At 70.6% G+C, this 19,515-nt stretch carries 13 protein-coding genes; 7 read left to right on the forward strand and 6 right to left on the reverse strand.

Features of this window, described 5'->3' with window-relative positions; translation table 11 throughout:
* Positions 1-318: 318 nt before the first annotated feature.
* The 4 genes from LR269_RS06040 to LR269_RS06055 are packed head-to-tail and all read right to left on the reverse strand — an operon-like array spanning position 319 to position 4,415.
* Positions 319-1,293, reverse strand: coding sequence for a TIM barrel protein (locus LR269_RS06040; protein WP_231429865.1), 975 nt, complete (start codon positions 1,291-1,293; stop codon positions 319-321).
* Entirely contained in the window at positions 1,290-2,123 is an 834-nt protein-coding gene (locus tag LR269_RS06045) for a carbohydrate ABC transporter permease (protein WP_231429866.1), read from the reverse strand. The genes LR269_RS06040 and LR269_RS06045 overlap by 4 nt, the downstream gene beginning before the upstream one ends.
* Positions 2,123-3,127 (reverse strand): carbohydrate ABC transporter permease, encoded by a 1,005-nt coding sequence (locus tag LR269_RS06050; RefSeq protein ID WP_231429867.1) that lies wholly within the window; start codon positions 3,125-3,127, stop codon positions 2,123-2,125. Before LR269_RS06050 ends, LR269_RS06045 begins: the two co-directional genes overlap by 1 nt.
* The gene (locus LR269_RS06055) at positions 3,096-4,415 is read right to left on the reverse strand and encodes an ABC transporter substrate-binding protein (protein WP_231429868.1); all 1,320 of its coding nucleotides are present in this window, start codon (positions 4,413-4,415) and stop codon (positions 3,096-3,098) included. Before LR269_RS06055 ends, LR269_RS06050 begins: the two co-directional genes overlap by 32 nt.
* Before the next feature lie 287 nt (positions 4,416-4,702).
* Here LR269_RS06055 and LR269_RS06060 point away from each other — a divergent pair, with 287 nt between their 5' ends.
* The 5 genes from LR269_RS06060 to LR269_RS06080 all read left to right on the forward strand — a co-directional run bounded on the left by LR269_RS06060 (position 4,703) and on the right by LR269_RS06080 (position 10,643).
* Positions 4,703-5,704, forward strand: a complete 1,002-nt coding sequence (locus tag LR269_RS06060; RefSeq protein WP_231429869.1) for an SIS domain-containing protein — start codon at positions 4,703-4,705, stop codon at positions 5,702-5,704.
* 51 nt (positions 5,705-5,755) lie between these two features.
* A complete protein-coding gene (locus LR269_RS06065; protein WP_231429870.1) occupies positions 5,756-6,640 on the forward strand; it encodes a PfkB family carbohydrate kinase in 885 nt (294 codons plus the stop codon).
* Positions 6,641-6,668: 28 nt separating this feature from the next.
* Positions 6,669-7,769 (forward strand): LacI family DNA-binding transcriptional regulator, encoded by a 1,101-nt coding sequence (locus LR269_RS06070; protein ID WP_231429871.1) that lies wholly within the window; start codon positions 6,669-6,671, stop codon positions 7,767-7,769.
* Positions 7,770-8,204: 435 nt separating this feature from the next.
* Entirely contained in the window at positions 8,205-8,624 is a 420-nt protein-coding gene (locus tag LR269_RS06075; RefSeq protein WP_231429872.1) for a VOC family protein, read from the forward strand.
* Between the two features lie 165 nt (positions 8,625-8,789).
* On the forward strand, positions 8,790-10,643 hold the full coding sequence (locus LR269_RS06080) for a hypothetical protein (protein ID WP_231429873.1): 1,854 nt from the start codon (positions 8,790-8,792) through the stop codon (positions 10,641-10,643).
* A gap of 65 nt (positions 10,644-10,708) precedes the next feature.
* Here the strand turns inward: LR269_RS06080 and LR269_RS06085 are convergent, their stop codons facing one another.
* Together LR269_RS06085 and LR269_RS06090 are read right to left on the reverse strand one after the other, a co-directional pair.
* A complete protein-coding gene (locus LR269_RS06085; RefSeq protein WP_231429874.1) occupies positions 10,709-11,194 on the reverse strand; it encodes a GNAT family N-acetyltransferase in 486 nt (161 codons plus the stop codon).
* A gap of 17 nt (positions 11,195-11,211) precedes the next feature.
* Positions 11,212-13,668 (reverse strand): glycoside hydrolase family 5 protein, encoded by a 2,457-nt coding sequence (locus tag LR269_RS06090; protein ID WP_231429875.1) that lies wholly within the window; start codon positions 13,666-13,668, stop codon positions 11,212-11,214.
* A 430-nt stretch (positions 13,669-14,098) separates the two neighbouring features.
* Here LR269_RS06090 and LR269_RS06095 point away from each other — a divergent pair, with 430 nt between their 5' ends.
* Positions 14,099-15,394: a sugar ABC transporter substrate-binding protein gene (locus LR269_RS06095; protein WP_231429876.1), complete on the forward strand. Its 1,296-nt coding sequence runs from the start codon at positions 14,099-14,101 to the stop codon at positions 15,392-15,394.
* A gap of 126 nt (positions 15,395-15,520) precedes the next feature.
* Positions 15,521-19,336, forward strand: a complete 3,816-nt coding sequence (locus LR269_RS06100; protein WP_231429877.1) for a polysaccharide lyase family 8 super-sandwich domain-containing protein — start codon at positions 15,521-15,523, stop codon at positions 19,334-19,336.
* Positions 19,337-19,515 lie beyond the last annotated feature (179 nt).

A 19,515-nucleotide genomic window follows, 5' to 3' on the forward strand; every position in this document is an offset into this window, starting at 1 on the left:
TTCGCGGACGTGTCGCGGCGCACTGCAGCGTGTACTCGTACAGCAGTTCCGCAAGAGCAGCCGGGCGTGGTGGCGCCGCGGAGCGGAGTCCATTCTGAACTCGTGTGGATTTGTGGATTTGTGGCCTGGGTTCGTGTGGATTTGTGGATTTGTGGCTTGGGTCCCCGCGCGGACACCGATCCCCGGACGGTCGGCGGCCCTGGAGCGGGTCTCGCCACGTCTGTATCGGCGACGTTTCGGAGCAGGGACCATTCGCCTCGGAGCTGAGACCATTGCGCGGGCGACCCTCATGTGGTCGTGTGGTGGCCCGGGGTGTGGTCAAGTGGTCGTGGGGTCGCTTTGCCCCGGTCGACCTCGGGCTGCGGGGTTGGTACCGGCTGCCGGGTAGGCGCCGGCTGCGGAAGCACCGTCGACCGCCGGGGTGGGGCCGGCCGCCGGGGGTGCGCCTGCCGCGGCGATCGCGGCGAGCGAGCGGGCGAGGGCCGGCTTCGGGTCGAGGGCGTAGGTGCCGTCGCCGAAGAGCTCGACGGTGGCGAGGCCGGCGTAGCCGTTGCGATCGAGCGCGGCGACGATCTCGCGCAGCGGCAGCCGTCCGTCGCCCCAGGCGAGATGCCCCGCAGGCGTGCCGTCGATGAGGTGCACGTGCTGCACCCGATTTCCGAGCACGGCGAAGTAGTCGTCGACCGAGTCTCCCGCGACGACGGCGGCGACGGTGTCGAGGGCCACGCCGAGGTTCGGCGCCGCGATGTCGTCGAGCATGCGTGCGGCGTCGGCGGCGGAGTTCACGAGATTCGACTCCACGCGCTGCAGCGGCTCGAGCACGCAGTCGAGCCCGAGCGAACGGGCGTAGTCGGCGATCTCGCCGAGCGCGTCCACCGAGCGCGCCCAGCCGGCCGACCGCGGCTCGTCCTCGCCCCCACGACCCGCGGTGAGGAACAGCAACCCCGCCCCGAACTCGACGGCGAGCTCGGCCGCGCGCCGGAACATCCTGACGCTCTCCGCACGCAGGCGGGCGTCGGGCGACGCCACGTTCACCGGGTACATCACCTGCTCTGGAGTGAAGCACACGATCTCGAGGCCGCGAGCGGCGGCGGCATCGCGGATGCCCCGGGCCTCGGCATCGGTCAACCACGGCGCGTGCGCGTGCGGTGCGATGCCCCAGAGCTCCATCCGGGTGCGTCCGAGCTCGGCGAGGTCGTCGAGGCAGCGGGCGAGCGGCAGGTGCTGGTAGGCGAAGTTCGACCCCGTGACCCGGTCGAGCAACGCCGTGCCCGAGGCATCCGCCCCCGTCACTTGCCGATGCCTTCCGAGAGGCCCTTGATGAAGTACCGCTGGGTCGCGAAGAACAGCACGATCACCGGCAGCGCTGCGATCACCATGCCCGCGAAGACGACGGGATAGTCGGTGCCGTGCTTGCTCATGAGGCTCGTGAGGCCGACCGGGAGCGTCTGGATCGACGTGCCGCTCGTGAACACCATGGCGAAGAGGTATTCGTTCCACGCGAACAGGATGTGCAGCAGCACCGTCGAGATGAGGATCGGCTTGCACATCGGCAGGGTGATGCGCCAGAACGTCGTCCAGCGGCTGGCACCGTCGACCTCGGCCGCCTCGTCGACCTCGCGCGGCAGGTCGATCATGTACGCCCTGATGAGGAAGGTCGTGAACGGGATGCGGAAGGCCGTGTAGAGGATGAGCAGGGCCCAGAACGTGTTGTACAGCCCCATCGCCTGGAACATGCGCACGAGCGGCACCAGTGCGACCGCCGGCGCGAGCATGAGCCCGCCCAGGATGACGCCCGAGACGACCTTGCCGAACGGCATGCGCACCCGGGTGAGGCCGTACGCCGCCCATGCGCTGATCAGCACCGTCGTGATCGTCGAGGTGACGGTCACGAGCACGCTCGCCGTGAGGTAGTCGCTGACGCCGCGATTCCAGGCGTCGACGTAGTTCTCCCAGTCGAGCTGCAGCGGCAGGGCGAACGGGTCGCCGAAGAGCTCGGCGTTCGTCTTGAAGCCGTTCATGACCATCCACAGCAGCGGGTAGACGACCACCACGACGAGCGCGAGCAGGAACGACCAGACGAAGACCCGGCCGATCGCCCCCAGGAAACCGAGACGACTCATCAGAACTCCACCCTTCGGCGTCGCGTGTACCAGAGCTGCGCGAGCGCGATCAGCAGCGTCACCACGAAGATGACCGTCGCGATCGCCGCCGCATAGCCGAAGTCGTTGCGGACGAATCCGCTGCGGTACAGCCAGGTGGCGAGCACCTGGGTCGAATTGTTCGGGCCGCCGCTCGTCATGACCATGACCTCGTTGAACACCTGGAAGGCGCCCGAGATCGTGACGATGATCATCAGGCCCGTCATCTCGCGCACGAGCGGCAGCGTGATGTGGAAGAAGCGGCGCACGTGGCCGATGCCGTCGAGCGCGGCCGCCTCGTACAGCTCCGACGGGATGCGCTGGATCGCGACCGCGAACAGCAGTGTCGAGTAGCCGAAACCCTGCCACTGGCTCATCGCGATGATCGCGAGCATGGCGGTCGACTCCTGCCCGAGCCACGGCTGGGCGAGCTGGCCGAGGCCGATCGCCTCGAGCAGATGGTTGAGCAGGCCGAGGTTCGGCTCGTAGATGAAGTAGAAGAGGAGGCCCGCGACCGTCAGCGAGATCGCAGCGGGCACGAAGTAGATCGCGCGCAGCGCCTTGCGCCAGCGCAGGCTGCGGAGGCTCTCGATGAGCGCGGCGAGCACGAGCGCCGCGAAGACCTGGAACACGATCGAGAGCACCGCGTAGAGCACGTTGTTGCCGAGCGCCGTCCAGAAGACGGGGTCGCCGACGAGCTTCTCGTAGTTCTCGAGGCCGACGAACTCGGTCGCACCCGAGTAGATGTCCCACTCCTGGGTCGAGAAGCCGAGGTTCTGCACGAGCGGCAGGTAGACGAAGACGGCGAGCACGACGAGGGCGGGCAGCACCCAGACGAGCCCGGCGACCTTCGGGTACCAGCCGCGCGCGTTGCGGTCGACCGGCCCGCCGGGCGCGTTCGACATCGCCTTCGTGAGGGTCGGGGGCCGGTCGAAACCGGCCCCCGACCGCGCATCACTGCGCGTCGGCGTTTGCTGCCTGGACACTCTCGAGCACCTCTTTGGGAGTCGCGCTGCCGCTGATGATCGCCTCGCCGCCGGCGAGCCACGCATCGGCCACTTCGGGGACGGTCACCGTGTCGAGCCAGCCGACGAGCTGCGAGGCCTCGTTGACCTTCGTGATGCCCTCGTAGACCGCGCGGCTCGAGGTCTCCTCGGTCACGGCGCCGACGACCGCGCTCGGCTGGCCGTACGGCGGGGCTGAAAGGGTCTTCGCGTTCTCGAGCTCGGTGACGAACTTCATGAAATCGACGGCGAGTGGCGCCTGCGCCGACTTGGCGTTGATGAGGTACCCCTCGGGGGCGCCCTCGATGGCCGCCGGGTCGCCGGCGGCCCCGTCGGGCGCCGGCAGTTGGAAGATGCCGAAGTCGTCGGGCGACAGCGACGAGCCCTCGGCGGTGATCGAGTCGAACTCGAGGACCTCCTGGTAGTACATGGCGGCGTTGCCGCCCGCGAGCGCCTCCTGCGCGGTCGTGTAGAGCACGCCGTTGGTGCCGCTGCCCGTGTCGGTGCACTCGTCGACGAGGGTCTTGAACTGCTCGAGCGAGCTCACGTAGCCGGGGTCGTCCCATTTCGCCGTCTCGGGGTCGAAGTCGGCGTGCAGCACGTCGCTCGGCACGTTGTAGGCGAAGAGCTGCTGCAGGTAGTGCAATGCGGGCCAACCGTCCTTGTTGCCGAACGCGATGGGCTCGTAGCCGGCGTCGCGCAGCGGGCCGCACGCGTCGACGAGTTCTTCGAAGGTCTGCGGAACGTCGACGCCGGCCTCGGCGAACGCCTGGGTGTTGTAGCCCATGAACTTGCCGTTGTTGTAGAGCGGGATGCCGTAGTACTTGCCGTCGTACTGGAAGGCCGAGAGGGATGCCTCGCCGAACGTGTCGCCCCACTCGGTGCCGGGCGCGATGACCTCGCTGAGGTCGGCGGCGAGGCCGCCCGTGACGAAGTTCTCGGCCCAGTCGCCGGTCCAGGTGAAGTAGATGTCGGGCAGCGCCTGCGACGCGGTGAGCGTCTTGGTCTTGTCCTTGATCGATTGGTCGGTCTCCTGGATGAGCTCGACGTCGACGTCGGGGTGCTCGGCCTCGTACGCGGCGGCGAGGTCCTCGAAGTACGGCTCGAGCGGTTCGCCCGCGAACTTCGTCAGGATGCTGAGCGTGCCCTCATAGGCCGGCTCGGCCGTGACGTCGGCCGCCGGCCCGGCGGGGGCGCCGCCGGCGCAGCCGGAGAGTACGAGGGCGCCGGCCGCTGCCGCGGCGAGCGTGAGGGTGCGTGTCCTGCGCATGGTCTGCCTCTCTCGGGGCGACGGAGCGACTGCCGCTGGGATCGCGGCCACCGATCCGCCGTTGGATCTTCGGTGAATGCCTTGGCTGGCGAGTGTAGCGAGAATCTGATACCGGTACCAGTTCTGAGCACAAGAATTTCTCGAATTTGTCGAGATGGCCGAGTTCATGCGGATGTTTGACGGATGGGCTGACCTGTGTCAGCATGATGGCGATCTGACACCGGTACCACAACCAGCCTCGAGGCGAGCGCAGCCGCCTCGGGATCCGTGCGAAAGGACCCACCCACATGCTCGGCTTCGACGAATCCGCATTCCGCAGCCAGACGGCCAGCGCCGTCGCCCTCCGCCCGCGTATCGAGGCGCTCGTCGACGAGCTCCTCGCGAAGGGCGTCGACAACGTGCTGCTCGTCGGCTCGGGTGGCACGTACGCCCAGATGTGGCCGTACGAGCTGCTCGCCCGTGAGCGTTCGACCCTGTCGGTGCGCGCCGCGATCGCCGCCGAGCTCGTGCTCACCGGCGACGCGCTGCTCGGCGAGACGTCGGCCGTCGTCTTCACCTCGGTCTCGGGCACCACGGAAGACGTCGTCGCGGCGATCGATGTCGTGCGCGCCACCGGGGCGACGACGATCGCGTTCACCGGCTACGCCGACTCGCCGATCGCGCAGGGAGTCGACCACGCCCTCATCAGCGAGCCGAAGACCTGGCCCTTCGACATGCAGCTGCTGCTCTTCGTGGGCCGGCTGCTCGATCGCCGCGGCGAGTTTGACGGCTACGCCTCGCTCGCCGACGAGCTCGTGAACCTGCCCGACGCCCTCGTCGCGGTCGCCGAGCAGGCCGAGCCGGTCGCGTCGGCGTTCGCCGAGGCGCATCGCGACACCGACTACTACTTCCTCATCGGCGGCGGCCCGATCTGGGCGTTCACCTACCTGTACTCGATGTGCATCCTCGAGGAGATGCAGTGGCTGCGCACCACCCGCGTGCACAGCGCCGAGTTCTTCCACGGCTCGCTCGAGCTGCTCGAGGAGGACACGGCGGTCATCCTGTTCCAGGGGGAGGACGCGACGCGCCCGCTCACCGACCGTGCCGAGGCGTTCACCAAGCGCATCACGAACGATGTCACCGTGTTCGACACGCGCGACTACGCGCTCGAGGGCTTCAGTCCCGAGAACCGTGCGCTCATCGCGCCGATCGTGCTCGACACCGTCATGGGCCGGGTGTCGAAGCACCTCGAGCGGGTGCGTGAGCACTCGCTCGACCTGCGCCGCTACTACCGGGTCATGGACTACTGATCCGGGGCGGTAGACCCATGCTCCCCCTGATCGATCGCAGGTGACGAACTGATGCGTGTGCTCGGCTTCGGCGACAACATCGTCGACCGCTTCCTCGACCGCGGGCTCGACTACCCCGGCGGCAATGCCGTCAACGTGGCCGTCTACGCGGAGCGCCTCGGCGCGCACGCCGAGTACCTCGGCGTGTTCGGCGACGATGAGCTGGGCGGGTTCCTGCGCGCATCGATCGAGGACGCGGGGGTCGGCACCGCACGCAGCGTCGTCCGCAGGGGGGAGTCGGGGGTCTCCTCCCTGCGGGTCGTCGACGGCGACCGCGTGTTCCTCGGCTGGAACGGCGGCGGGGTGACGGTGCGCGAGCCGATCGACCTCGACGGCGGCCGCGAGGCCTACGCCGCGAGCTTCGACGTGGTGCACTCGAGCGTGTACTCGGGCACCGAGTCGCAGCTGCCGCGGTTGCGCGGGCACGACGTGCTCGTGAGCTTCGACCTGTCGAGCGAGCCCGAGTTCCGAACGCCCGCGTACCTCGACCGGGTCGCGCCGTTCGCCGACCTCGTGCTGCTGTCGTGCTCCGAGCTCGACGACGCCTCGTCGCTCGCGCTGCTCGACGACGCGGTGCGCCGCGGCGCCGGCATCGCGCTCGGCACGCGCGGCACCGAGGGCGCGATCGCGACCGACGGCCGCGCGTGGTGCACCGCTCCGGCACGGTCGATCGCCGGTGACGCCCGCATGATCGACACGATGGGATGCGGCGACGCCTTCGTCGCCGGTTTCCTGGTCGCCCTGCACGGCTCGGGCTGGCGGCGCGGGCGCGAGCTCGAGGCATCCGCCCTGCAGCCGGCACTGGAGGCGGGCGCCGACGCGGCCCACGACCAATGCTTCGTCGAGGGCGCCTTCGGGCGCAGCCGGCCGACGAGCGCCGCCGCTAGCATGTGGTGAACCGGTGACGCGGAGAGGGGCGAGGGCGATGACTTCAGAGCGCGCCGCGCCGCCGACGATCTCCGAGGTCGCCGCGGAGGCCGGTGTCGGCAGGTCGACCGCGGCACGCACCCTCGGCGGCTACGGCTACGTGAGCCCCGAGCTGCGCGAGCGCGTGCTCGCCGCGGCCGAGCGCATCGGCTACCGCGCCAACGCGCTCGCCCGCAGCATGTCGACGGGCGTGAGCCACACGATCGGCGTGATCGTTGCCGACATCGCCAACCCGTTCTTCGGCGGGGTCGTCCGCGGCATCTCCGACGCCGCGCGGGCCCGCGGGTTCGACACCCTCGTCGTGAGCACGCACGAAGCCCTCGACGAAGAGGTCGCCGCGACCGACCTGCTGATCGACAAGCGCGTCGACGGTCTCGTGGTCGCCTCGGCGGCGCTCGATGCGGCGTCGGCGGCGCACCTCGAGCGGGCGCGTGGCCACGGCATCCCCGTCGTGCTCGTCGACCGCGCTGTGCCGGGGCTCGACCTCGACGCCGTGGTCATCGACAACCGCGAGGCGACGCGCGAGGCCGTCGCCCGCCTCATCGGCGAGGGGCACCGTCGCATCGGGTTCGTCTGGGGCCCGCCCGTCGACGAACGACCGCGTCGGCGGCGCGACCTCGTCGACGCCGCCGCACGCGATCTCTGGACCGACGGCGAGCGCCTGCAGGGGTACCTCGACGCGCTCGACGACGAGGGCCTGGCGTTCGACGCCGAGCTCGTGATGGTCGGGCCGAAGACCGAGCAGCGCGCCGAGCTCGAGGTCGGGCGCATGCTCGCGCTGCCCGAGCCGCCGACCGCCCTGTTCTGCACAGAGACCGACGCGATGACCGGGTCGCTGCGCGCGCTGCGCACAGCAGGACTGCGCGTGGCCCGCGACGTGTCGCTGATCGGCTTCGACGACAGTTCGTGGGCGGCCGTGATCGAGCCGCCGCTGACCATGATCGAGCAGCCGATGCTGGCGCTCGGCACGCGTGCCGCCGAGCTGCTCTTCGCGACGATCGACGGCGAGCGCGAGCGCACCGAGCTGCACACGCTCGAGACCCGGTACATCGCACGGGCGTCGGTCGCGCCGCCGGCTCAGCCGGCCCGGGTCGAATAGCGACGCCGCGGACGCGCGCCACCCGACCTCCACCGCCCCGATGATCGCGCATCGTTCGCGGACGTGTCGCACTCGTGCCGCGGCTGAGCGAACGCCAGCGGACTGCACGTCGGCGTCGTGGGGCGGGCTGCTGAGCTGAGTCCATTCCGGACGCCTGTGGATTTGTGGACTTGTGGCCTGGGTTGGTGTGGATTTGTGGATCTGTGGCCTGGTTTCGTGTGGATTTGTGGACTCGTGGACTCGGTCTCCGGGGACCCTGGCCCCGGGAACGTCAGTCGAGCGTCGGCGGCCGCTGGAGCGACCGTCGACACGACTCGTTCGACGATCGTTCGGAGCTGAAGACCGTTCGCCGCGCGATGCTCCGCACGGCGGTGTGGTCGTGCGGCCGCCCCGTGTGTGGTCGTCGACCAGTGAACCCCGCCGTAGGCTGCCCGCATGACCGATGCTGAAGAGACCCCGCGCCGTGTGCGCCAGTTGCGCCTCGTGGTCGAGGCCGACGACTGGGAGGCCGCCGTCGCGTTCTACCGCGACGTGCTCGGACTGCCCGAGGAGGAGGCGTACGAGGCCGAGGGCGGGGCCCGCGTGATGATCCTCGACGCCGGCCGCGCGACGCTCGAGCTCTCGAATCCCGCGCAGGTCGAGTACATCGACAGGGTCGAGACCGACGGGGTGCGCAGTCCGCACCTGCGGGTCGCATTCGAGGTCGCCGACACGGCCGCCGTGACCGACGAGCTCGTCGACGCTGGCGCCGGCCTGCTCGCGACCCCGCGCGAGACTCCCTGGCGCTCGATCAACTCGAGGCTCGACGCGCCCGCGGGCCTGCAGGTGACGATCTTCCAGGAGCCGGAGGACTGACGCGTAACCGGCATATCCCGAACTCGTGGCGATCGAGCGCGACGAAGAACCGACCCGCTCGCGAAGTTTCTCGAATCCGGGGCGGGAAGCGCCTACCATCGGAGAGGCGTGCCGCTCCCCACGGCCGCAGCCCCACCGCCCCGGCGCCCACCCCCAGGAGCCACGATGACGATCCACGCCGACGAGCCGTCTGCACCGGGCGACGGTGCGTCGGCGAACGATCTCACCTCGCGCGCGGCACGACGCAGTGCCGAGCTCGGTGGAACGCTGCGCCCCCGTCGCCTGCCGACGCCCGCGGCGAGCGGATGGGCTCCGCCCGCGCCGGCGCAACCCCGCCAGACGCCGCCGACGCCGCAGCCTGCCGAGTCGACCCCGACGGCGCCGACCTCGCCCGCGGCTGCCCCGGCGCCGGCCTTCCCCTCCTCGGCGCGCGCCGTGCCGATCGTCACGACGGGTGCGGCCACCGCCGCCTCACCCGAGCAGCAGCGCTACTACCTCTGCTGCGAGGTGCCGAGCGGCGATTTCGTCGAGGTGATCGTCGCGGTGACCGACGGCGCCCGGCGGCGCTACTTCACGACGAGCGACGGCGCCCGGCTCGTGGAGGTCGACGAGGACTACTTCGTGCATCGCAGCCTCGGTGACGCTCGTTCGCTGCTCGAGCTCGACGCCCGCGAGATGGCCGAGCTCGAGGCCGAACTCGGCTTCGTGCGCACCGTGCGCGGCCGCGACCCGCTCGCCGAGGTCGAGCTCGAGGCGCCCGCCGTCGAGAACGCAGAGCCGGATGCCTCGGGCGCGGCGCCGATCGCCGGCCCCGAGCCGGTCGCCGTGATCGAGGAGATCCAGCCCGCGGCCTCCGAGTCGCAGGTGGAGCTCGCGCTGCAACCGGAGCCCGCTGCACCGGCGCCCGCGGTGTCCGAGCCCGAGCTCGAGCTCGAGCCCGAGTTCGAGTTCGGCTTCGACTCCCTGTTCGATCCCGCGCCGGCGGTCGAGGCCCGACCGGCTCCGACGATCGAGGAACCGGTCGCCGAACCTGCCCCTGAACCGCTCCTCGAACCCGAGCCGCTGCTCGCGAGCCTCCTGCCCGTCGCTCCGGTCGACGCGGAGCTCGACGACCATGAGATGCGCGAGGCATCCGCCCCGGCAGAGCCCGAACCGCTGCGCGTCGCGCCCGAGGTCGAGTGGCCGTTCGACGCCGAACCCGACCCGGAGCCCGCCGCGGCTCCGGTCGCCGGCACGCCCTGGTGGCTCGCACCGGCGCCCGCGGCGGCCGCGCCCATCGAGCGACCCGCCGACGTCGCGCCGCCGGCCGCCGACCCGATGCCGCAGCCTGCCGAGGTCGCGCCGCAGGCCACCGACCCGATGCCGCAGCCTGCCGAGGTCGCGCCGCCGGCCGCCGACCCGATGCCGCAGCCTGCCGGCGCGTGGCCCGCTCAGACCGACCAGACCGAACGAACCGATGTGAACGAGGAGACCGACCGAATGGTGACGGGAACGACGAACGCTTTCGAGCCGGCCGGCGCCGGAGCACCCGTAACGCCCATCTGGGCCGTGGAGCCGCTGCCCGACGCCGACGCGGTCGTCGCCGCGGCTGCGCAGGTGGCGCTCGCGAAGGGCATCGCGTTCGTGGCGCACCGAGGTCAGACCGACAAGGTCGGGGCGGCGTACATCGACCACCCCGGTCGGGTCGCCGAGCGTTTCGATCCGATCGCCGAGCCCGTCGCGACCTCGGCCGCCTGGCTGCACGACGTGCTCGAAGACACCGGCCTGACGGCGCGTGAGCTGCTCGAGGCGGGCGTGCTGCCCGAGGTCGTCGAGGTCGTCGTGCTGCTGACCCGCACCCCCGAGGTGCCCGAGGCCGAGTACTACGGGCGCATCCGCCGTCACGCGATCGCACGCAGCGTGAAGATCGCCGACGTCGACGACAACTCGGCCGCCTGGCGAGTGCGCAAGCTCGACTTCGAGACGCAGCAGCGCCTCGCCGAGAAGTACCGCCACGCGCGGGAGATGCTCGGGGCGTAGAACCCTTCGGCAGCGGATGTCTCTGACGAATGCGGACGGTGGCCGCAGGCGTCAGCTCGACGGAGTCATCGCGCGACCCGGAGGTCCTTCGCGAACCAGTGGTCGGCGTACGGGCTGTCGTTGAAGGGCTCGACCTCGGCGTAGCCGAGCTTCGCGTAGAGGGCACGGGCTTCGACGAGGTCGGAACGCGTGTCGAGCCGCACGGTGCGCCGCCCGGTGCGACGGGCCTCGGTCTCGACAGCGCCGACGAGCGTCGCGGCCAGCCCCAGGCCGCGCGCCGCGGGGGCGACGAACACCCGGGTCAGTTCGGCCGTGTCGGCGTCGACCCAGCGCACACCGGCGCAGCCGAGGCATCCCTCGTCGCCCGTTGCGATGAAGAACGCACCGAGGTCGCCGCGCAGGTCGTCGTCGGGATCGCCGGCGAGCTGCTCGTCGATCTCGGCGGCGGTCGCGGCCCGGCCGTAATAGCGCGTGATGATGTCGTCGTAGTAGCGGCGCAGGATCGCGACGGCCGCGGGGCTCAGCGGGTCGACGTGGGCGATCTCGGGCACCGCACTACCCTACGTCGCTACTCGGCCGGCTTCACGTCGAGCGCGTACGCGCCCTCGGCGCAACCGGTGAGCAGCCAGCCGCCGGGCACCTCGTCGACGGCGACGTCGCCGAGGCCGCTCGACTCGACGGCCGGCTCAGCCGACCCGGGGATCCAGACCCGCAGCCCGCACGTCGCCGAGGGGGCCTCGCCGGTGAGCGACATCGTCGCCGCGGCATCCGGCGTGCCCGTGACTCCGGCGCGAAGGCTCATGAGCACGCCAGGCGCCTGCTGCGGGTAGGCCCGCGACAGGATGCCCAGCAGGTGCTCCTTGCGCGGCGCCTCCTCGCCCGTCGCGCAGACCTCGGAGAGCAGCCCGTTGCCGAGCTCCTGGATGCCGTTCTGGGGGTCGCCGCACGCCTGCTTCCACACCCAGTAGGCGCTGCCGAGCATGCGCGCGTCCTCTTCGGCGGCGTATCGCGAGAGGTGCGCCGCGGTCGACTCGTCGTCGCCCCAGTACCCGTACTCGCCCGACCACATCGGCATGCCGAGCTCGTCGGCCACGCGCTGGCCGAGCTCGAACTGGCGCTCGGTGCTGACGATCGTGGGGAGTCCGAGCGAGGCATCCATGGTGATCGACTCGGCGTAGAGGTGCGGCGAGAACGCGACGTTGAGGTCGTCGGTGAAGCCGCGCGCGGGACCCGAGTCGAAGCCGAGCCCCGACCACAGGATGCTGGGCTCGACGAAGACGATCTGCGGCGCGCCCGCCTCCCGGATCGCCGCGATCGCCTTCGCCGAGTATTCGCCGTTCTTCTTCGAGGTCGTGACGGGCGCGGTCTCGCCGAAGCCGGGCTCGTTGAGCAGGTCGAAGCCCGCGACGGCCTTCTCGTCGGCGAACTCGCCGGCGAGCTCGCCCCACGTGCGGGCGAGCGCCGTCTGGATCCCGTCGGTGTCGAACCAGAAGTGCTCGAACGCCCGGTCGCCCGCGGGCGAGATGTCACGGCCCGTGAACGAGCAGCGCGGGGCGCCGTCCCAGTGGGTCGCCCACTCGGGTGCGCCGTCGTAGCCCCACATCGGGTCGGCGCCGGGCCGGCACACGGTGCCCTCGGCGGTCGGCAGGTTCGACCAGCCGTCCTGGTGCATGTCGAGCACGGTGCGGATGCCGTGCTTCTCGCCCCACGCGACCGCCTGCTTCACGGTCGCGAGGTAGTCGGGGTCGAGCTCGCCGCGCGTCGGCTCGAGTGCCGACCACGAGAGGCCGAGCCGCACGACGTTGAACCCGTACGTCGCCATGTCGGCGAAGTCCTGCTCGGTGAGCTCGCGGGTCGCGGGCACCTCGGGGCGCGCCTGGTAGAAGTCGACGAGCTGGTTGACGTTGACGCCGCGCAACAGCACCTGGTGGCCTTCGCCGTCGGTGAAGCGCCCGTCTTCGACGCGCAGGAACCCGGCGGGCACGGATGCCTCGTTCGCGACGGTCGCGACCGCGGGCGCCGCCGGGGCGAGCAGCGAGGCGGTGACCGCGGTCACGGCGACGACGGCCACGCCGATGCCGACGCCCGCGGCGATGCGTGCCGGCGAGGCATCTCGTCGCTCGTTCAGTTCGCCCGCCGTCGGGTCTGCCGCGCTGCGTGCCGCTCGCCGCGCCATGACGCGGTCGGCGACGAGTGCGACGACGGCCGCGATCCAGCCGGTGCAGGCGGCGAAGGCGAGCCCGTCGGCGACGTGGATGTAGGCCGCCATGAGCGGCCAGAGGTCGCCGCGGAACCCGTCGTCGACGACGAGGCCGACGATCGACTGCGCGAGGCCGAAGACGCCGCCCGCGACGAGCACGCCGAGCCAGGTGCCGAGGAACCCGGGCACGCGTCGGCGCATCCACCGGATGCCGAGCCACGCCGCACCGATGAGCAGCAGCACGGCGACGACCATCGCGATCGGGCCGTCGTCGGGCCTCGGCGTCGGGATGCCGGGCGCGTACGTCGCCCCCGTCCACCAGGAGCCCGCGAGCAGCGGCGCCACGGCGCCGGCCGCGATCGCCGCAGGCCAGACCGTCAACGCGTCGGCCGATGGGGCGCGAAGCGCCGTATCGAGGCCACGGCGCCGCGCCACCACTCGCTCGACGACGCGCACGACCCCCGCCACGATCAGCGCCGTGGGCACCGCCTTCGCGGTCACGAAGCCGCCGGCCCACGCCGACAGCGCGACATCCCCGGTCATCGCCAGGCACGCCGCGAACTGCGCGAGCAGTGCCGCGAGCACGACGCCCGCGGTCAGCGTCCAGAAGCGGTCGCCCGCGCGCACCGCCGCCCACCAGACGACGGCGAGCATGACCGGCACGAACACGACGTAGCGGGCGACGGGCCACCACAGGTCGAACCGCGGCGTGCCGCCGGGCCAGCCGACGAGGGCGAGCAGGCCGGTCGGGTCGATCACGGCCTGAACGACCAGCAGCAGGGATGTCGCGGCGACGGCGACGATCGGACGGCGCAACGCGCGCATGGCACTCCATCGTGTCGGGGGTTCGGGTGCAGCCATCCTCGGTGCTCGACACGAGCGGGTCAATAGCCGAGTGGGACAAGTGACCCAGTTGTGATCTTCCGGTGGAGGCCGTGACCGGTCGAATGCCTCGACGATGGGCGGCAGCGAGGCGCCTCGTTCGGCCTCAGAACGAGAGTTTAGGTGAGTTTAGCTGGAGTGGTAGCGCCCAAAGTCACCGTTATCCGCCATGAATTCGCACGACTTGGCGGCGAGATGATCCAGGAAATGAGACCGGTTGACTTTGCCGACCAAAACCGGTTTACTATCCGTGTTCAATCCCTTACCCGGAGGATGCGAGCACCTCGCGCACGTGTGGGCGAGTGGCAGGGGAAGGGCCCCAGCACAGCAGGAAGAGCGCGCGAGCGCCTTCCAGACGAAGGAGTTCCTCGCAATGAAGCGTTTAGCAGCCACCGTTGCCCTGGCGGCCCTCGCCGTGCCGCTCGCGGCATGCGCGTCGTCGGGCGCGCCCGACAGCACCGAACTGACATCCGGCCCGATCAGCATCTGGTACTCGACGAACGAACAGGAGATCGCGTGGGCGGAGGCGGTGGTCGACGCATGGAACGCCGATCACCCCGACGAGCAGGTGACGGCCGAGGCCATTCCCTCCGGCAAGTCCTCGGAGGACGCCATCGGAGCCGCGATCACCGCCGGCAACACGCCCTGCCTGGTCTACAACACGGCGCCCGCCGCCGTGCCCGCCTTCCAGAAGCAGGGCGGCCTGGTGAACATCTCTCAGACGTTCGAGGACGGCGAGTCCTTCATCACCGAGCGGTCGGGCGAGGCTGCCGACGGATTCCGCTCTCCCGACGGCGACCTCTACCAGGTGCCGTGGAAGGCGAACCCGTTCATGCTCTACTACAACAAGGACGTCTTCGAGGCGGCCGGACTCGACCCCGAGAACCCCGATCTCGCGACCTACGACGACGTCCTGGCCGCCGCGGAGGCGATCAAGAAGAGCGGCGCGGCCGACTTCGTCCTGTATCCGCCGGCCTCCAGCGACTACACGAACGCGCTGTTCGACTTCTATCCGTTCTTCCTCGCCAACTCGGGCGGCACCCAGCTGGTCACCGATGGCAAGGCATCCTTCGCGAGCGAGGAGGGGCTCGAGACGCTCGAGTTCTGGAAGACCCTCTACGCCGAGGGCTACTCCTCGGCGGAGCCGTACAGCGGGGACGCGTGGGCCGGTCCGTTTGCGGACGGCGTCGCAGCTCTCGGCATCGCCGGCCCGTGGGGTGCCGGAGCGTTCGACGGCAAGGTGGACTACGGCATCGTGCCGCTGCCGACCGCCGACGGCACGCCGGCGGCCGACACCTACACCTTCGGCGACTCGAAGAACGTCGGCCTGTACACCTCCTGCGAGAACAAGCAGACCGCTTGGGACTTCGCGAAGTTCTCGATGGATGCCGACAACGACCTGGCACTGCTCGAGACCACCGGGCAGTTCCCGATCCGCGGCGACGTCGATGAGATCGCCGGCGAGTTCCTCGCGACGAGCCCGGTGCTCTCGACGTTCGCAGAGTCCGTGCCGCTCACGGTCGACGTGCCGAACATCGCGAACGCCACGGAGATCTGGCAGACCTTCCGCGACGCCTGGGGGCAGGCGGTGCAGGCGGGCGACGGCGACCTCGAGGAGACCTTCAAGACCGCGGCCGACGAAGTCGACACGTTGATCTCGCAGGGCTGACGCCCTCCCCGGGGTGCGCGGCTGCGCGCTCCGCACCCCGGGACCCGTACCACCCCACGATCGAGCGCCGGCCGGCTGCGTCCGCGCGCTCATCAGCATCCGGCAGAACGGCAAAGGAGCCCCGCCATGCGACGCTTCACCACATCGATCGCCATCACCGTCGCCGCCGTGATCGGCGCCACCGGACTCGTCGCGGCGCCGGCCGCCGCGGCCGACGACGACGTCGCGACGGTCGTGTCGCGCCTCGAGGAGTACTACCTCGAACAGGGCGACGAGATCATCATCGCCAACGGCATCTACCTGGCGCGCACCTCCGAGGCGATGGACTACGTCGCGTCCCAGAACGAGGACGGGTCGTGGTCGGATGTCGACTACGCCGACCGGACGAGCTCGGCCAACGGTTCGGTCTGGTCCCCGTACATCGCGCTCTACCGCATGCTCGCGATGACGCAGGCGTACCGCGATCCGCAGGCCGAGGGCCATGGAGACCGGCGGCTCGTCGACGCCGTCGGGCGCGCGCTGCTGCAGTGGGATCGCGTCGACCCCGGCAACCAGAACTGGTGGGAGACCGAGATCGGCGAGTCGATCGCGATGGGCCGGATCTCGATGTTCCTCGGCGACGAGCTCGACGACGCGGCCTTCGACGTGAGCCTCGAGCACAACACGGGCAAGCTCGATCCCGTCGGGGCAAACGGCGCCTGGCGCACCTCGAACTATCTCTTCGAGGCGCTCGCCACCCATGACCTCGAGAAGGTCGCAGAAGGTTTCTCGACCATCGTGGCGACGATCGCCGTCGACCACTCGGGCACGGTGAAGGAGGCGGTCCAGCCCGACGGGAGCTTCTGGGCGCACGGCGCGCAGCTGTACAGCGAGGGCTACGGCATGGTGCTCTTCACCTACGCGGCGCTCTGGGCCGACGTGGCGCGCGGGACCTCGCTCGCCTTCTCCCGTGACCAGCTGGACTCGATCGCGTTCTACATCATCAACGGCACCCGCTGGCTCATCCGCGGCGAGATCGGGATGCTGTACCTCGACTACCGGCCGCCGAAGACGATCCAAGGCGTCACCAGCCACGCGTCCGAGTTCATCGAGCCGCTGCAGCGGATGGCGCGCACCGATGCCCTCTACTCGACCGAGTACGCGGCCCTGCTCGACGGCATCACCGGCGAGACCCGCACCAACGGTGTCACCGGCGACAAGTACTTCTGGCGTTCGGAGTTCAGCTCGCACCTCAGGGCGGACTACGGCATCTTCACCCGCCTGAACTCGTCGCGCACCTTCGGTGCCGAGCTGCGGACCGGCTATCGCGATGAACTCGGGAACCCCGTGTACTGGAACGCCATGGGCTCGACCGCGATCCAGGTGAACAACCGGGAGTACCTCGACCTCGGTCCGACGTTCGACTGGTGGCACTACCCGGGAGTGACCGCACCCGACGAGAAGCGCACCGAGCGCGGCTTCGAGAACCGTGGACGCAACGGCGACGGGGCGAGCTTCACGGGCGGCGTCTCGAACGGTGAGTTCGGCGCGAGCGTGCTCACGCTCGACACCGCCGGAACGAACGCGCAGAAGAGCTACTTCACCTTCGACGACGAGCTGGTCGCCCTGGGCGCCGGCATCCGTTCGACGAGTGCCGCGCCGGTGCACACGACCCTGAACCAGGCGGTCGCCAAGGCGAACGCCACGGTCGGCGGGAAGGCGGTCGACCCGGGCACCGAGGCCGTGAGCGTCTCGGGTGCGAAGTGGGCGTACAACGACGAGGTCGGGTACGTCTTCGCCGCCGACCAGGACGTGAAGGTGTCGAACACGACGCAGAGCGGGAGCTGGGAGGGCGAGGACCCGGTCAGTCGCGACGCGTTCACGCTGTTCGTCGACCACGGCACCAAGCCGACCGCCGCGACCTACGACTACACGGTGCTGCCCGCCGCCGAGCCGGGCGAGGTCGAGGCGTACGCCGAGCGGCCCGCCGTGCGGACGCTGCGCAACGACACCGAGGTGCAGGCGGTGCGGCACGACGAGCTGCGCCTGACGATGGCCGCCTTCTACCGCGCCGGCTCCGTCGAGCTCGGAGACGGCCGCACCCTGACCGTCGACCAGCCGAGCGTCGTCATGCTCGACGAACGCGGCAAGACGCCCGTGGTGAGCATCGCCAACCCCGACCGCCCCGGACTCACGGTCGCACTCACCATCACCGGGAAGGGCAAGGACTGGAGCGGTGTCTTCGGCCTCGGCTCCGGCGAGAACACGGGCAAGACGGTGACCGCGGCACTCGACAAGGGCCGGCTGAGCCCCACCTCCGATTTCACGGCCAGCAGCACCGCACCCGGCCGTCGCGTCGCCTCACTCGGCGACGACGACCCGAGCACGGTCTGGGCCTCGCGCAGGGAGGACCTGACCTGGGTCGACAGCCGGCTCGAGCGCGGCTCCTGGGTCACCGGGGTCACGATCGACTGGGCCGACGCGTTCGCGAGCGACTTCCTGATCCAGACGTCGCAGGACGGCGTCTCGTGGACCGATCGCACGCATGTCACCGACGGCACGGGCGGCGTCACCGACGTGGCCGTCGAACCGACGCCGGCGACGCACGTTCGCGTGCTGATGCTCGACGGCGAGGGCGGAACGTTCGCGATCCGTGACCTGCAGGTCGACCGCGGCGTCAACCTCGCCATCGACCGTGCGACGCGGGCATCGGGCTACTCGGGCTACAACCTCGTGCACACGCTGGCCGACGGCGATCCGACCACGCGCTGGAGGGGCAACAACTCCGACACCGCATGGGCGCAGGTCGACCTCGGCAGTTCTCAGGCCGTCGGCGCGGTCCGGCTCAGGTGGGAGGCCGCCTACGCGAAGTCGTACAGGATCCAGCTGTCCGACGACGGCGCCACGTGGCGCGACGCGTACACGACGCCCGGCGCGGGCAGTGACGGCGGCGTCGACGTGATCGCGCTCGACGGCGAGACCGCGCGCTACGTCCGGATGCAGACCGTGAAGCGGGCCCTCAACTACGGGCCGTCGCTCTGGGAGTTCGAGATCTTCGCCGATCGAGCCGTCGTCGACGCCCCGAGCGTGCCGGGCGGCCCTGAGAACCTCGCCCTGAACCGACCCGCCACCGCCGACAGCGTCTACAACGACAACCCGACGATCGTCGCCTCCAAGGCGACCGACGGATCGCTCGGGACGAAGTGGTCGTCGGCTCGGCAGCGCGCCGAGCACTGGCTGCAGGTCGATCTCGGCAGCTCCCGGTCCGTGACCCGGGCGGTCGTCAACTGGGAGGCGGGCACCTCGAACGACTACCGCGTCGAGGGTTCGGCCGATGGCGTCGAGTGGGCCGAGCTCGCGCGGGTGACGTCGGTGCAGGCCTCGCTGAAGCACGTCCACGACTTCGGTCCCGCCGATGTCCGCTACGTCCGCGTGGCCGGGCTGCCGGCCACGCAGTACGGGCTCAACATCTGGGAGCTCGAACTCTACGGCGGCTACACGTTCGACTGCGCCGAGGCGCTCGTCGCCGAACGCGACGGCACGGCCGTGCTCGCCGGTGTGGTGTCGCCGGTCGATCAGCAGGACGCCTTCACTGCCGAACCGATGGATGCCTCGGTCGTGACGATCTCCGAGACGCCGCGCCTCGGCGATGACGGCCGGGTCGAGGTCGGCATCGAGACGCACGAGCCGGGCGCCACCCGGGTACTGCTTCGTCACTCGGGTGGCGACGAGCTGGCGTGGTGCGACGTGACCGTCACGGCCGACCGGGCGGCCCTCGTCGAGCAGGTCGACGCCGCCGACGCGCTCGACAGCCGCGAGTACACCGCGCCGACCTGGGCGACGATGGTGCGAGCACTCGAAGCGGCGAAGGCGATCCTCGCCGCGACCTCCTCGACGCAGGCGCAGGTCGACCGCGCCACGGCCGACCTCGAAGCCGCAGTCGGCGGCCTCGACGGGCGATGAGGCGGTGACGCGGCCCCCGACCGCCCCGTGAACGACGGACCCCGATCCAGGTGCTGGATCGGGGTCTCGTCGTGCCGGATCCCGTATGACCGCGGCACGAGGGCTCGGGAGCGACGGGCCCGCCGAACGATCAGCGCCCGGGACTCGAGTCCCGGGCGCTGCATCCTGCGGGTTTCGCC

This window comes from Agromyces sp. S2-1-8 (assembly GCF_021129215.1).
Lineage (GTDB): Bacteria > Actinomycetota > Actinomycetes > Actinomycetales > Microbacteriaceae > Agromyces > Agromyces chromiiresistens.

Excerpts from the sequence above, each read along its gene's own strand:
- LR269_RS06045 (WP_231429866.1), bottom strand. The coding sequence starts at position 2,123 with ATGAGTCGTCTCGGTTTCCTGGGGGCGATCGGCCGGGTCTTCGTCTGG.
- LR269_RS06055 (WP_231429868.1), bottom strand. The coding sequence starts at position 4,415 with ATGCGCAGGACACGCACCCTCACGCTCGCCGCGGCAGCGGCCGGCGCC.
- LR269_RS06060 (WP_231429869.1), top strand. The coding sequence starts at position 4,703 with ATGCTCGGCTTCGACGAATCCGCATTCCGCAGCCAGACGGCCAGCGCC.
- LR269_RS06065 (WP_231429870.1), top strand. The coding sequence starts at position 5,756 with ATGCGTGTGCTCGGCTTCGGCGACAACATCGTCGACCGCTTCCTCGAC.
- LR269_RS06070 (WP_231429871.1), top strand. The coding sequence starts at position 6,669 with ATGACTTCAGAGCGCGCCGCGCCGCCGACGATCTCCGAGGTCGCCGCG.
- LR269_RS06075 (WP_231429872.1), top strand. The coding sequence starts at position 8,205 with ATGACCGATGCTGAAGAGACCCCGCGCCGTGTGCGCCAGTTGCGCCTC.
- LR269_RS06080 (WP_231429873.1), top strand. The coding sequence starts at position 8,790 with ATGACGATCCACGCCGACGAGCCGTCTGCACCGGGCGACGGTGCGTCG.
- LR269_RS06090 (WP_231429875.1), bottom strand. The coding sequence starts at position 13,668 with ATGCGCGCGTTGCGCCGTCCGATCGTCGCCGTCGCCGCGACATCCCTG.
- LR269_RS06095 (WP_231429876.1), top strand. The coding sequence starts at position 14,099 with ATGAAGCGTTTAGCAGCCACCGTTGCCCTGGCGGCCCTCGCCGTGCCG.
- LR269_RS06100 (WP_231429877.1), top strand. The coding sequence starts at position 15,521 with ATGCGACGCTTCACCACATCGATCGCCATCACCGTCGCCGCCGTGATC.